At 68.5% G+C, this 14216-nt stretch carries 12 protein-coding genes; 7 read left to right on the top strand and 5 right to left on the bottom strand.

What is annotated here, in order from left to right:
* Positions 1–293 precede the first annotated feature (293 nt).
* A complete protein-coding gene (locus ABUL08_RS09925; protein ID WP_350936721.1) occupies positions 294–1703 on the bottom strand; it encodes a hydrolase in 1410 nt (469 codons plus the stop codon).
* 1214 nt (positions 1704–2917) lie between these two features.
* Between ABUL08_RS09925 and ABUL08_RS09920 the strand changes: the two genes are divergently transcribed.
* Positions 2918–3055, top strand: coding sequence for a hypothetical protein (locus ABUL08_RS09920; protein WP_350936720.1), 138 nt, complete (start codon positions 2918–2920; stop codon positions 3053–3055).
* Between the two features lie 179 nt (positions 3056–3234).
* Positions 3235–4857 (top strand): tetratricopeptide repeat protein, encoded by a 1623-nt coding sequence (locus ABUL08_RS09915; protein WP_350936718.1) that lies wholly within the window; start codon positions 3235–3237, stop codon positions 4855–4857.
* Between the two features lie 102 nt (positions 4858–4959).
* On the opposite strand, the gene ABUL08_RS09910 is transcribed toward ABUL08_RS09915, so the two are convergent.
* Positions 4960–5784, bottom strand: a complete 825-nt coding sequence (locus tag ABUL08_RS09910; protein WP_350936715.1) for an SAM-dependent methyltransferase — start codon at positions 5782–5784, stop codon at positions 4960–4962.
* A 511-nt stretch (positions 5785–6295) separates the two neighbouring features.
* Here ABUL08_RS09910 and ABUL08_RS09905 point away from each other — a divergent pair.
* The 4 genes from ABUL08_RS09905 (at position 6296) to ABUL08_RS09890 (ending at position 10663) form a co-directional block, all read left to right on the top strand.
* On the top strand, positions 6296–8155 hold the full coding sequence (locus tag ABUL08_RS09905; RefSeq protein ID WP_350936713.1) for a serine/threonine-protein kinase: 1860 nt from the start codon (positions 6296–6298) through the stop codon (positions 8153–8155).
* A gap of 196 nt (positions 8156–8351) precedes the next feature.
* Positions 8352–9056, top strand: coding sequence for a hypothetical protein (locus ABUL08_RS09900; protein ID WP_350936712.1), 705 nt, complete (start codon positions 8352–8354; stop codon positions 9054–9056).
* A 15-nt stretch (positions 9057–9071) separates the two neighbouring features.
* Entirely contained in the window at positions 9072–9758 is a 687-nt protein-coding gene (locus tag ABUL08_RS09895) for a class F sortase (RefSeq protein WP_350936710.1), read from the top strand.
* Between the two features lie 458 nt (positions 9759–10216).
* Positions 10217–10663: a DUF4383 domain-containing protein gene (locus ABUL08_RS09890; protein ID WP_350936708.1), complete on the top strand. Its 447-nt coding sequence runs from the start codon at positions 10217–10219 to the stop codon at positions 10661–10663.
* Between the two features lie 544 nt (positions 10664–11207).
* On the opposite strand, the gene ABUL08_RS09885 is transcribed toward ABUL08_RS09890, so the two are convergent.
* Positions 11208–11477: a hypothetical protein gene (locus ABUL08_RS09885; protein ID WP_350936707.1), complete on the bottom strand. Its 270-nt coding sequence runs from the start codon at positions 11475–11477 to the stop codon at positions 11208–11210.
* 136 nt (positions 11478–11613) lie between these two features.
* Between ABUL08_RS09885 and ABUL08_RS09880 the strand changes: the two genes are divergently transcribed.
* A complete protein-coding gene (locus tag ABUL08_RS09880; RefSeq protein ID WP_350936704.1) occupies positions 11614–11796 on the top strand; it encodes a hypothetical protein in 183 nt (60 codons plus the stop codon).
* Between the two features lie 297 nt (positions 11797–12093).
* Here ABUL08_RS09880 and ABUL08_RS09875 read toward each other — a convergent pair whose 3' ends face one another.
* Positions 12094–12741, bottom strand: a complete 648-nt coding sequence (locus ABUL08_RS09875) for a hypothetical protein (RefSeq protein WP_350936702.1) — start codon at positions 12739–12741, stop codon at positions 12094–12096.
* 447 nt (positions 12742–13188) lie between these two features.
* Positions 13189–13842 carry a hypothetical protein gene (locus ABUL08_RS09870; protein ID WP_350936700.1) on the bottom strand — a complete coding sequence of 218 codons (654 nt, stop codon included), beginning with the start codon at positions 13840–13842 and terminating at the stop codon, positions 13189–13191.
* Between the last annotated feature and the right edge of the window lie 374 nt (positions 13843–14216).

Raw genomic sequence — 14216 nt, 5'->3', positions numbered from 1 at the left:
GCGAGAAGGCCCCGACGACGGTGTCACGACGTGGCACGCGCCCGGCCGCCCGATGCGGGTCTCGCCAGGAGATCCATGGCGGTGTGCTGACGGGGTCGACATCACAGCTCTCGACGTATGCGTCCGCGACGGCCCGGCATCGACCCGGTCCAGCCGAGCGGACGGAGGAATGCCGGACGCAACGTCCGGGCCCGATGTCGGCGGGATGTGGATCTCGACCGGACGGGAGATGCTGGTCGAACTGGTTGGCGCCGCCGACGGGGAGTGGGCCGACGACGGCGCCCGGCCTTCGCTCAGCTCACGGTGAGCGCGGTGTCGTCCAGGACGAACGAGGTCTGCAGCGTGCTGTCCTCGGTGCCGGTGAACTTCACCGTGACGGTCTGGCCGAGGTAGCCGGAGAGGTTCACGCTGCGCTGCGTGTAGCCGGCCGCGGCGTTGACGTTCGACCAGCTCGCCACGGTGGTGCCGTTCACCGTCACGGTCAGCTTGTCGTACGCGGTGCTGCCCGTCTCGGCCGTGTCGATGTGCAGCCAGTACGACAGGGTGGCCGACGCGCAGCCGGCAGGGATGGTGACCGACTGGCTGATCGAGTCGGTGGTGGCGGAGCCGTACCCGTCGAGCCAGGTGTCCCAGCTGCCGCCGTGCGGCGGCTCGCTGGTGGAGTTGGAGACCACGCCGGTGGAGGCGGTCCACGGCGCGGCGCTGCCGGTCTCGAAGCCCGGGTTGCCGAGGAGTTGGGCGGCGGTGCAGCCACCGGTGCCGCCGCCCGAGCCGCCGCCTGCGAGCCACTCGGTGGCGTTCAGGGCGAGCGCCGCGTCGGTGCCGGCGGGGTCGTTCCACCCGTTGTAGAGGGTGTTGCCGGACTGGCCGGTGCCGTCGTCGACCGGGGAGCTGTCGCCCCAGACCGCCACCCGGCCGGAGCCGAACGAGGCGACGGAGAACTCGGCGCCGGTGTTGCCGCTGTAGCCGACCCGGTAGACCAGGCCCTTGACCGACGGGTTGTCGGCCGGGTGCAGGGTCTGTGTGCTGCCGTTGCGGATGATGCTGCCGGTGACCGTGCCGAACGGGCCGTGCAGCACCGGATCTGTGGCGTCGCTGATCGCCTTCGGGTTCTCGTTGGCGATGTTGTTGACGTCCACGCTGATGCCGAACGGGTCGGTGTTGTCCACCCCGTTGTTGCTGAACAGGTCGTTGGCGATGCGGACCGAGTCCCAGCCGTCGTTGTTCCGGTCGCTGACCGTGTGGTCGACGACGAGGAAGAAGCCGCCGCCGTTCTGGACGAACTTCATGATGGCGGTCTTCTCCGCGGCGCTCAGCGGCGAGTTGGGCTCCGGCATCACGAACTCGTCGAAGTTGGCGAGGTCGAGGCTGCCGCCGCCGCCGTAGCTGATGGTGCTGCCCGACGGCAGGGTCTTGAGGCTGTAGCGGCCGGTGCGCTGCAGGGCCACACCCCAGGCCGAGATCGCTCCGGTCCAGGAGGTCTCGGTGGTGGGGCTGGCGTTCTGGTTCAGCGGGTCCGGTTGGCTGGTGCTGATGATCCAGTCGGCGTTGCCGGCCGTCTCGGCCTTGCTGTTGTCGAACAGGACCCGGTGCACGGTGGTTGCCGCGGTGGCGGGGGTGGCCGGCGCGACGAGGGCGGGCGTGAACGCCAGCAGGAGCGCGGCCAGGATCCCTGGCGCTCCGTGGCGGATTCGTACTGACATGAGCCGCACGGTACAGGGAAGATCATGAATATGAAATGCCGTCTGCGCAGCCGTCCGGTGACGCATCGGCGTCCACCTCGGCGAGACCGGCGCGGCGCGGCGGACACCGCTGCTTCGGCGGCGGCCAGCACCCCGACGGTGGTCGAGCCGTGCGTGGTCTGCGGCAGCGGACCGGCGGCTTCGAGGGCCAGGGTGGGTTGCAGCGCTCGCAGGATCGCCGACACGGAACCGTCTTCGGCGGCGAGACCGATGTCGCGAGCCGGGCGGAGTTGCCCGCGGACGCGGTGAAGTCAGCGGAGCAGTTGGGCTTGATCCGCGCTCGCTGGGCTTTGCGAGTGGTCCGGGCGCATGATCAAGCGGCACCGGGCGGAGATCCGCGCGTCGTCCGGATTCCGCGGGTGCACCGTGTCTGACGCGGAGGAGCTGACCGCCTGGCTGGCCGGGGAGTACGCGCAGCTACCCAGGCCGCGACGGAAGCCCTGATCGGACGAAGATCGCGGATAGCTAGCCGACTTGGCTGCTAGCGATTCACAAACCTCTTCCAGGCCACGCCGGCCGCACCGGTGACAAGAGACGCTGCGGTCAGCGCTACTGCGACCGGATGCGGCACCGATGGAAACCACGCTGACGTATACAGGACGACGGCGCCACCGCCCAGGGCGACGGAGCCGCCTGTACGAGTCGGTCGGGGTGGCGACTGTCGGCTCTTGAAGACGTGGCCCTCCTGAAGTAGCCACGGGACACGTCGCGTGACGATTATTCCGATGCCTAGAGCTATGCCAGTGATGCCGAAAAGCACAAAGAACCACACGACGGGGACAGGGGGGAATGTTGACGGGGTGAGCACGGGGGTGATCTTCACACGCCTGAATGTCAGTGGTTACCCCGACTGCGCGGCGAGATCAGGGTTCCCCCAACCGGTACCTGACCCCTGGCATTCTTCCCCCTGCGGGTGACAGCGGGGTCAACGGCATGCTGGCTTCAGCGGATCTCCTCGTCGGGCAGTCGCCAGACCTACCAGCCTCGCCGTCCGGGGAGGCTGGGAGCCCTTGTGGTGCCCGGCGAGGTGAGCCGCGGCGGCATCTCGGAGTCTTGTCGGCAGGCTGCTCAGGCCATAGAGAGACATCTCTGGATCCTCTGGCGTGGGGCAAGTATGCCCGACCGACTCACGGTGAGACATCCATGTTGAGGCTGCACTTCTCGCTGTTCTGCTGATGGCGCCGCTGGTCGTGGTGGCGCCGTCCGCCGCGACCGCCCACCCCGCGCTCACCGTCCTCGAACAACTGCGCCAGCGGGTCCAGGCCGCCACTCGCGGATCCCGCGCCGCCGCCGGCTGCTGGCCGCCTCGCTGACCGTCCCGGTCGTCGCTGCTTCCCCGGCGTCCGCCGCCACCTGACACTTCGCCCGAACTGCGCCGCCGGGTTGAGCCGAAGTGGTCGAGGGGCGTTGCTCCGCGCTGTGGGGTTGGGGGTCGCTGGTGGCCTCAGACCGTACTTCCGGCAGCGCTGCCCCCTGGTCTTACAGTGGGCCGATGACGGGGCAGTCGGTGTCCGATGCTGGTGTGGCCCGGGCCAGCGCGCTGTTGGAGGTCGGCCGGGTCGACGCCGCGCGGCGGGAGGTCGCTGCCGTGCTGGCTGACGATCCGGACAATGTCGATGCGCTGTACGTGCTAGCCCGTTCCTATCAGGCGCAGGACGGATTCGTCGCCATGCAGGAAGCGGCAGCGCGGGCTGTTGCGGTTGCCCCCGGAGGATTCGAAGGTCACCTGCTGCTCGCGTTCGCCCAGCTCGGTGTGGGGGATCCCGCGGCTGCACGAGCCAGCGCGCTGGAGGCGGTCCGTCTGGAGCCCGAGGACTGGCGTGGGTATGCGGCGCTGTCGCTCGCCTCGCTTGATCTCGGGCAGTCACGCCGGGCGTTCCGGGCGAGCGCGCGGGCGGTGGCGCTGGCTCCGGAGTCGGCCGGGCCGCACTACATCCAGGCGCTGATGTTCCAATCGATCGGTTGGAACCTGCTTGCCAAACGGTCCTACCGCCGGGTGTTGGCGCTTGATCCGGAGCACAACGCCGCAGTTACCGGGCTCGGTCGCATCGCCGTTACCCGAGGACGGCTGTCTGCGGCCGCAGGGCACATCAGCGCGGTCATGGCGGTGGAACCGACCAACCGTGCCGCCCGTACGGAACTGGATCGCCTGCTCATCGGCGGCTTCGGTGGTTGGGCGCTCATGTCGGTGTGGACCGCCGGCTTCGTCGGCATGTTCGCAGGGCTTCCGTGGATGTGGGTGCTGGCGCTGCTGCCGCCCTCGCTGTGGTTGCTGTGGGCCGCTCGGACTTGGCGCGCCCTGTCCCCGGGTGCGCGGGCCTACGCCACCTACGTCCTGCGCGCGGATGTTCGGGCTCGGGGGCGGCTGTTCGGACTCGTGCTGTGCGTGCTGACCGCGACCTTGCTGGTTGTCGCCGGGCTGCGCCAGGATCCGGACCGGCCGCCGTCGGTCGCCATGGCTGGCATGGTGGTGACGCACTTCCTCGCGCTGATGGTCAGCGGAGCGGTGATCGTTATCGCTGACCGCAAGGTCGCGGGTCCGCCGTCCGCGACCGGGCCGGGCATGTTCCCGCAGGGTGTTTCGCCAGCGGGCGTTCGGTCGGTAGGTGTCCCGGGCTCGGCGGCGGCAACATCTGCGCAACAAGCCAACACAGATCTGCTCGCCGTGCACCGTGAGGCGTCCTATGCCGGCCGCTGGGCGATGCGCCTGGCCCGTGCCGGCGCACTCTTCGCGGTGGCGCCGTTGCTGCTCAGCGTCGATCCGCCGGCGCCTTGGGCGAGCCGCGCGGTCGTGGGCAGCATCGCGCTGGCGGGGTTCGTCGGTTACGCCGCCTGGTCGCGTCGCCGGATCATCCTGCGTCCCCAACGGCAGAATGTCGCGCTCGGGCTGTTGCTCGTGCCGCTGACTTTGGCCACGCTGGTGGAGTTTCTCGCCATCGCGTTGGCCGCGGTTCTACCTCCCTCGGCGATGCCGCTGTCGGACCTCGTTGCGGTGCCGGCCTTCGTGGCCGTCTGTGCGGGCATGGTGGCCTGGCTGGGGTGGTTGCTCCATGCCGGTGCCCGGATCCTCGTCCGCCTGCGGCATTCACGGCGCCGTCAGGGTGCTCTTTGGTGAGTCCTGACCATCGCCCAGCGCCGGTAGGCGTGCTCGGCCATCCTGCCTGTCGCACAGCTGCGGGTCACACCCCGAGGGAGGGCCGCGCGGGGCGCGGGGTCGTCACGGCTTGCGAGCCACTCCAGCCCAGTAGTAGGCGGCGTACGGGTCGGTGGGGGCGCCGCTGTCGGGTCGCCAGGCCATTACCGGGGCCAAGCCCGGTTCGATGAGCTCCCAGCCGGCGAAGAACTGTTCCACCTCGGCGCGCGTGCGGGGCACGAGCGTCATGCCCCCGCGGGTGGCCGCCGCCACGGCGGTGCTCATCTCTTCGGGGTTGAAGTCCTGGGTGGGGTGGGTGATCGCCAGGTAGCTGCCCGACGGCAGCGCGTCCATCAGGATCTGCAGCGTGCCGACAGGGTCGTCGTCATCGCGGAGCAACATCAGTACGGCGATGAGAGTGAGTGCCACCGGCCGGGTGAGGTCGAGGGTGTCGAGGAGCGTGGCGTCCCGCAGGATCGCTTCCGGCTGGCGGAGGTCGGCGTGTATGTAGCTGCTGCGTCCCTCTTTCGTGCTGATCATCAGAGCGCGTGCGTGGGCCAGCACGATGGGATCGTTGTCGACGTAGACGACCCGGGTGTCCGGTGCGATCGACTGGGCGATCTCGTGCAGGTTGGGCTGGGTGGGAATGCCGGTGCCGATGTCGAGGAACTGGCGGATACCCGCCTCGGCGACGAGGTGCCGGGCCACCCGGTGGACGAATCGACGGTTCTCCGACGCCATCTGCCGCAGCGTCGGGATCGCGCTGATCATGGCTTCGCCCACCGCTCGGTCGACCGCGAAGTTGTCCTTGCCGCCGAGCCACCAGTCGTAGATGCGGGCGGAGTGAGGAGCGGTGCCGTCGATGGTCGGCGGGCCGACCTCTTCGGTGTGGGTGCCGCTACCCGACACGACGATCTCCCTCCAGCGCTCTGCCTCGAAGCTCCATGATAGACGCGTGCGTCTGCGGGAGGCCGAGGCGATACCCGCACAGGGATCACGTCCCGATGGGTTGTCTGGGTCAGGTGTTGTCGGTTTCCTCGAAGGCTGCGGCGACGAGGGTGGGGAGGACCTGTGCGGCCGTGCCGCGTAGGCGAGATGGTGCGGGCTCTCAACGCCGTCGGGTTCGCCGTGGCCGCCTCTTTGTCGACCTACTGGGTCGGTGCGGCAATGGGCAGGATCGACTACGCCGACGCCGGACCCAAGCCCGCACCCACCGGCGCCGCGACTAGGACGCTTGCGTCGAACACGGTGCGTGTGACCCGGTTGCTGGCGGAGCGGCCGTATCCGCCTGCCTGAATGCACGTACCGCCGCTGGGCACCACCACCGTTGCTCATCACTTGCGGTGCCGACGCGACTGCCGGTCAGCCGTTGTCAGGCGTCGGCGCCATTGGCGGTGGCGGTGGATACTCGCGCGCTGCGGTGGATGCTGATGCGCTGGGCGTCACCTCGGCCGAGCACCGCGCTGAGGCGCAGCAACTGGGTCGACTGAGTGCGTCGGGTGGGCCGCCAGCAAGCCGAGCCGGTCCGGCCCATCCGCTGTGCGGTCGGCTCCGAAGCACCGGTGTGGCGGAGGAGTCTGTGCGGCGGGTGGGGCGATATCGCCTGCTGCGGTGTATCGGGCAGGGCGGGATGGGGCGGGTGTGGCTGGCCCGTGACGAGTTGCTGGACCGGGACGTGGCGGTCAAGGAGATGCTGTTCCGGGTCGGGCTGAGCGAGTCCGAGCTGGCCGACCTGCACCGGCGCGTGTTGCGAGAGGCCCAGGCGGCGGCGCGGCTGGATCATCCCCACGTGGTGCGCGTCTACGACGTGATCACCGTGGAGGACCGCCCGTGGATCGTGATGCAGCACGTGCCATCGCGGTCGTTGCACCGGGTGCTGACCGATGACGGTCCGTTGCCGGTGCGGACGGTCGCCTGCCTCGGCGTGGAGTTGGTGGAGGCGTTGCGGGCAGCGCACCGGGTGGGCGTGCTGCACCGGGACGTGACCCCGCGCAATGTGCTGATCGCCGACGACGGTCGGGCGCTGCTCAGCGACTTCGGCGTCGCGGCCGTCGAGGGCGCCGCAGCAGTGAGCCAGTCCTGGGGGATCACCGCAGCACCGCAATACGTCGCTCCGGAGCGGGTCCGTGACGGTGTGTCGTCGCCGGCGACGGACCTGTGGGCGCTGGGCGCCACCCTGTACGCGGCGGTGGAGGGCCGCCCGCCGTATCAGGGGCGCACGATCGTGGAGACGCTGCTGGCGCTGGCCACCGAACCGCCGGACCGGATGCGCAGGGCCGGTCCGCTCGCTCCTGTCATCGCCGGACTGTTGGAGCGGGACGCACGTCGCCGCATGACCGCCGCGGAAGCGGCGCGGCGGCTGCGGAAGATTGCCGGCCGGGCCGCCACCGCGCCCCAAGTCGTTCGCCGCGGCGTGGCGCCGGCGGACGCCGACGCTTCGGGCATTACACACCGGCTGCCTGGAGTCGACACCGCCGAGAAGCTTTCGGATACCGGCGGTGCGCTGACACAGGTCCTGCCGTCCGGCGGCGCTGGCGTGCAATCGAGGACGGTGCGCCGAGAGCGCATCGGGCGGCGCACCGCCGCAACGTTCGCTGTCGCAGTGCTTTCTCTCGCCGGGGTGCTCGGGGCCGGCGCGGTAGGCGTGCGCGTGAGCCTGGGTGGCCTCTACGACGTTGTCGTGCCGTCCAAGGGACAAGCCGGCGGCGAGGCCGCACCCGCGACGGCCGTCGCGGGTGCGCCGCAGGTCCCCGGCGTGCCGTGCCTGACGTCCGCGGCGTCGGTGCCCACGCCGATATCGTCCGCGTCAGAGGACCCGGAGGGGCACCAGGCGTTGCCGCCGGGCTGGTTCTCGTACCTCGACGAGGCCGGTTTCACCCTCGGGTTGCCCGAAGGGTGGATGCGCTTCACCGACGGCGGCGTGGTGTGCTTGTCCGATCCCCGGGGTGAGCGGGTGTTGGCCGTGGACCTCGGTCGCACTCCGCAGCGTGATCCGAGCGGTTTCTGGCGCGCTGAGGCGGATCGGCTCACGCGGACCGGCGCGCTGCCCGGCTACGAAAAGGTCAGTATCGGGCCGGTGATCCGTCCCGGCGGGGCGGCGGAGTGGGAATTCACCTGGGACGGCCCGGACGGGCAGCGGCGACACGCCCGCCGGCTGCTGGTCAACGGCGCCACGCCAGGTCGGCCGTACGAGCTGAGCTGGGTCACCCCCGACGCCGAGTGGTCCGCCGGTGAGCCCGTCGCCCGCCTCGCCGCCGCGAGCTTCCGCACCACGGACTGATCGCTACCAGTGAGGGCGGATGTCGCGCCCATCCGCACCGACAGCGGCACCGAATCCCGTACGACGCCCCGGCGCATGAGCCGGGGTCAGCGAATGGAGACGTGTTGTGAGACTGTCTAGAGCCCTGCTCGCCCTGCCCGCCACGGCGCTCGTCCTCGCCTTCCCGGGCGTCGCTCACGCCGATGAGAGCGTGCAGGTGAAGCTGCTGGACCTCAACGAGACCGGCGCGACCGGCACCGCGACGCTGACGGCGACCGACAGCGGCGACCTGAAGGTGATGATCCGCTCGAAGGGCATGACGCCGAACTCGCCGCACGCGCAGCACATCCACGGCGCGGTCACCGGGATGGACTTCCACTGCCCGGACAAGTCCGCCGACGCCAACGGCAACGGCTACGTCAGTACCGAGGAGGGCTTGAAGATGTACGGCGACATCTTCATCTCCCTGACCACCACCGGTGACACGACGAAGGCGAGCGGGCTGGCGGTGGATCGGATGCCGAAGGCCGACGCGAAGGGTGACCTCACCTACGAGCGCACGTTCACGGCCACCGAGCTGCCGAAGGGAACGATCGAGCACCTCAAGGACCTGCACGTCGTGCAGCACGGCATCGACGCGAACAAGAACGGCAAGTACGACATGGAAGCCCTCGGTGAATCGACCTTCGCCAAGTCGGTCGGTGTCAACGGCATTCCCGCCGAGGCCACCGACCCGGCGACGTGTGGGATGGTCAGCGGCGCTGCCGCCGGTTCTGTCCCCGCTGGCGGTGTGGCCACCGGCGACGGCAGCACCACCGACAGCACCTCGCCAGGGGTCCTGTTCGGCGTCGGCGGCCTCGCCCTGCTAGGGGCCGCGGGCGCGGTGGTGGCGGCGCGACGCCGGTTCGCCGGCGCGCGCTGAAACGAGGTACGTCACATGGGTACCGGCGACATTCACGTGCCGGCCGGCCGCCGTCGGGAGCGTCTCACGCTCGTGGCGGCGGCCGGCATCCTCGCCCTCACCGGGATCGCCGCCATCGGCTTCGCGGTCACCGGCCATGAGGGCGAGTCGCCCCCGGCCGTCATGAACGCGGCGGCCGCCCCGACCAATTCGCCATCGGAGCCCGTGACCCGAGCAGGGGAGCTGACCACCGGACCGCTGATGGCCAGCTCACCCCCCACGCGGGTGTCGATCCCGTCGTTGAAGATCACCGCCGCGACGGTCAGCCTCGGTCTGCAGGCCGACGGCGCGATGCAGGTACCCGACAGTGCCACCGACGTCGGCTGGTTCACCAAGGCGCCGGCCCCCGGCGCTCTCGGCCCAGCCGTACTCGCCGGACACGTGAACTGGAAGGGCAAACGCGGTAGCTTCTTCGAGCTCAGCCGGCTGCACATCGGCGACGGCATCTCAGTCGCACGGGAAGACGGCAGCGTAGCGATGTTCACCGTGACGAAGGTCCAGCAGTATCCGAAGGACCGATTTCCGACGGATGAGGTGTACGGGCCGACCGACCACGCCGCGCTGCGGCTCATCACCTGCGGCGGTGAATTCGACGACACGACCGGGCACTACCGCGACAACGTCATCGTCTACGCCCGCCTCGCGCACGCCCACCCCGCGTAGGATCTATGCCTATTGGCGTCCCGGGATGCGGCTCCGCCGGTCGTCCGACGACTGGCTCCGCCGCTTCGTCAAGAGTAAGCGCACCCAACGTGAGCGGTGCCTACCAGACGTCTTCGGTCGAAGGGGCGCTGATCTGAGTGAGTGCCGCAGTCTGTTGGCGCACCGTCATGATGCCGCTGCCACCACGCGGCCGGCGTCGAGGCGGAGCGGTACGAGGATCCACGCTGGCAGGGGTGGGTGTCCCTGTGTCTGTCCGGTCTGCAGTCGTCCTGGCCCTTCGACCTCGACCAAGTCGACGACCTGTAGGCGGGCGGCGAGGGTTCACATTCTGCAGCTACGAAGGATTCTCTGTTCGACGGCGATCCGAAGCCGAGCCGTCTCCGAATCCTCACTGAATCTGGCGGTGGCAGGCGTCGTCCGCCCTGGTTGGTACGGAATTTCCCTCGGAGGTTGACATCATGGCCAGCAACTCACATGCCGTAGCGACAACCGCTCGGCAGCCGGTGCGTCTCGTCGCGCAGGTGGTTGGCGCGGTCTTCCTGCTGGTGGGGGTGCTCGGATTCGTCCCGGGCATCACCAGCGACTACCACAGCCTCATGTTCGCCGGGCATCACTCCGAGGCGAAGCTGCTCGGGCTGTTCCAGGTGTCCGTCCTGCACAACGTGGTGCACCTGCTCTTCGGCGTTGCCGGGCTGCTGCTGGCCCGCTCCGTCGCCGGTGCCCGCGCCTACCTGGTGGGCGGTGGCGCGATCTACCTCGTGCTGTGGCTCTACGGCCTTGTCGTCGGCAGCGACAGCGCCGCCAACTTCGTGCCGCTCAACACCGCGGACAACTGGCTGCACCTGGGCCTCGGTGTTGGCATGCTGGGCCTCGGCGTGGCGCTGACCCGCTCCAGCACCGACTGACCGCGCACGCACGACCGATCCTCCTGGCTGCCGCGCAGCCGGGAGGATCGGTGCGATGAAGCCGGCGAAGCTTCAGCGGCACGCTCTTGCTCACTCCGGTTCACGCACGAACTGTTCTTGGCCCCTACCACCCGCGCGTGTAGATGATTCGTCGGTCACCCGGCACGGCGTACGCCGGTACCTCCGGCTCGGGTGGATGACCTGCGGCTACGTCAGCTGCCTACGAGGCGGCGCAGCTCAGCTGCTGAGCTGATCAAAGCCTTGAACTGGTAAAGCCCACTGGGTCGTGGGCTTTTTCGTGTCTACGTCTGGGGCGTGGTGGCTCGGTGGATGCTCAGGAGCCGATGGACCGGGGTGGCTCCGGTGGGACGCGGCGGGGTGCTCCGGGACGTCGGTCGGTGGCTACCGGTGCGGGGCGGCAATCCGTCCGTACGCAGGTTCGAGTGGCCGGGTGCATGCGGCGGCGTCCGTCACCGGTGGTGACGCCGACCGGGCCGTCGCGGTCGGCGTGGCCGACGGGCGACCCGGCTGGCACATCCCGCTGTCAGTCGAGAGTGTAGGTGTAGAGGTAGTAATAACCTGGCCCGCGGCCGGAAATGCCTGATGCCTGGTAGGAGCAGTCGGTGGCGTATTCGTTGGTGGACGGGCTATTTGCATCGGCGCTCTGCGTCTGGCAGGTCGCGTAGTCGGTGAAGGGCCCGATCCAGCGCGAGTGGTACGTGATCGCCTGCGCGGTTGCGGGCGCGAGCAGCGTGGCGAGCGTCCCGGCGGCTATTGCGGCCAAGGCTGCCAGAGATCGTCCAGAAGGCTTCATGCAAAACATCATGGCAGGTCATCCACATAGGAGACAAGGAGCCATTTCATTTGCGCGTAGCGATCGCTTCAATTCGACGTAGGACGTCTTATAACCCGTATCTGTCGGGTAAGGACGGTCCGGCAGGATGTCGGGGGTGCGGGCACCACCCGATGCGCTTGACGCCGTCCGCCGTCGCCTCGTCGAGCACCCGCACCTCGCCGACGTGCTCAGCACCTGGGGCCCACACGCCGGCGACGCCGTGCCGGAACTCGTCGCTGTACCTCCCGCGCTGGCCGAGCGGCGTCGCTGGCACTGGTGCGCCTCGGCCACCCGGTGACCGAGGCGCTACCTCATCTGCGGGAACCGGCAGTGTCGGCGCCCGGCCGGAGCGAGCATGTTCAGCGCCGCCCGTCGGTGGCGCGGACGACGAGGATGGTGCCGTCCCGACCCAGCGAGAACACCTTCCCCGGTGGGCAGACGTTCGACCAGCTGCGGAAGATGCCCGGTGCCGCTCGCAGGTAGGGCCCGATCCGTTTCAGCGATCACCGCTCACAGCGTAGGAGTAGCGCCCTCGCCGGGTCGGGACGCCCGTCTGGACATCCCGACCCGGTCGACCGCGCAGTGTTACTGGCGTTCAGTACCCGCCGGTGATCCGTAGGCTGGTGTCGTCCACGGTGCTGTTCGTGACGGTCTTTCCGCCGCCCCAGTCGTACGTGGTGAAGACTCGGTGCGTCAAACGGTAGATGTAGCCGACCCCGTCCGGGATGAAGGTCAGGGCATATGAGGGGCTGGTGCACGGGGCATTCGTAGCGACGGTGGTGATGGAGAACTCGGTTTTGGTCGCGTTCGCCGTCACAGTCGCGGTGCCTGCCGAGTTGAACGAGAATCCGAAGCCCACAGTGTTGAAGGTGAAGGTGTCGGTCTGGGTGACCTTCACCGGCCTGGCTGTGGAGATTGCGCCGGTACTGGTCGACTTGTAGGTGCAGGACTGCGAGTTTCCGGCGACGAAGATTTTGGTGATGAAGGGTGGCGTCGGGCTGGGCTGGGCCCAGTACTCCACCTTGTCGCCGAGGGTCGCCCAGCTGGTGATGTTTCCGACTTTCAGATCCGGGCTGTTACCACGCAGGTAGGTGGTGCAGTGAGTGGGGATGACCCAGTAGGCGCAGCTGGGAGTGCTCACCTCGGCAGAGGCGGCGGATGCGGGAGCGACAACCCCGGCGATCGCCGCAACTGCCGCTAGGATGGCTGCGAAAACACGTTTTGCGTGACTGCTGATGACCACTCTTGGTGCGGGAAAAGGCATTCGCTACCTCTCTCGGTCTCGCCATCATCCCTGTCGGCGCTGATGGTCGGAATAATTGTTGCCTGCTTCCCGGAGTTAGAGAAATACCATCTACTTGTGACGCGATCACTTTTTCTTATACCGCGATGCCGCGACATTCGGGTCGGGGATCTTGATCAGGGCTCGATGAGAACTTGTCGGCCCGGTGGCTGGTTCTGGCGCTGGCCTGGCGGTGGTGTGGACGACGCGAGCGGCGGGCCGGCAGTTCTCGATCTTTCTGGCGGCGCCGGACAGCGGCTCCGTCGAGGTCGACATCCCGCTGGTGTGCCGATTCGTTCGTGCGCTGAGATTGCGTCACCGGCGCGCGCCGCCGAAACCGCAGAGGCGTCGGGACGCCCGCGTGGGCGTCCCGATCCGGTCGACTGTGGAGTGTGGCTACGCCCCAGCTCAGGTTCGCAGGCTGGTGTCGTCCAGGGTGCCGTTCGTGACGGTCTTTCCGTTGCCCCAGTCGTACGTGGTGCTGACTCGGTGCGTCAAACGGTAGATGTAGCCGATCCCGTCCGGGATGAAGGTCAGGGCATATGAGGCGCTGGTGCAACCGGCGTTCGTGGCGACGGTGGTGATGGAGAACTCGGTTTTGGTCGCGTTCGCCGTGACAGTCGCGGTGCCTGCCGAAGTGAAAGAGAACCCGAAGCCCACAGTGCTGAAGGAAAACGTGTCGATCTGGGTGACCTTGATCGGCTTGGCCGTGGAGATGCCCGAGCTGGTCGACTTGTAGGTGCAGGACTGCGAGTTGCCGGCGACGGAGATTTTGTTGATGGCAGGCGGTACGGATGCGGCCGAGGTCCAGTAGTCGACCTTGTCGCCGAGGGTGGCCCAGCTGGTGATGTCGCCGACCCTCAGGTCCGGGCTGTCGCCACGCAGGTAGGTGACGCAGTGCGTGGGAAACACCCAGTGGGCGCAGGTCGGCGCACCAACTTCGGCGGAGGCCGGGGAGACGGGAGCGATGACCCCAGCGATCGCGGCAACCGCGGCTAGGATGGCTGCGAAAACACGTTTTGCGTGATTGCTGATAACCACTCTTGATGCGGGGAATGGCATCTACTACCTCTTTCGGGCTCGCCATCATCCATGTCGGCGCTGATGGTCAGTCCGATTGTCACTCGCCTGCCCGGCGGTAGGGAAATAGCATATCCTTGTAACGCCATTATTTTTTACTATACTGCCACGGTGGCCGCCGCCTGGTCTGCCGGCTCGGGCCTTGTTCGGCAGGCGGATGGGTTCTGCTGCTCACCTTGGACAAAGGTTGATCTCTATAGCACGTCATCAGGGGTGAGGGGCTGCGGGTGTCGGTACCCCGGGGCTAGGCAGGCGCGACGTTCAAGTTCTCATCGTCCCCGGTGTCAACATCGACCGGGTCCCGCTCAGAGCCGGCCTGGGCGCTGCTCAGCGGCGTCGCACCGATCCCCGCATCC

It is taken from the genome of Micromonospora sp. CCTCC AA 2012012 (assembly GCF_040499845.1).
Taxonomy (GTDB): Bacteria; Actinomycetota; Actinomycetes; order Mycobacteriales; family Micromonosporaceae; genus Micromonospora; species Micromonospora mangrovi.
The sequence above is the reverse complement of the archived record's forward strand: the minus strand, read 5'-3'. Positions and strand labels throughout refer to the sequence as shown.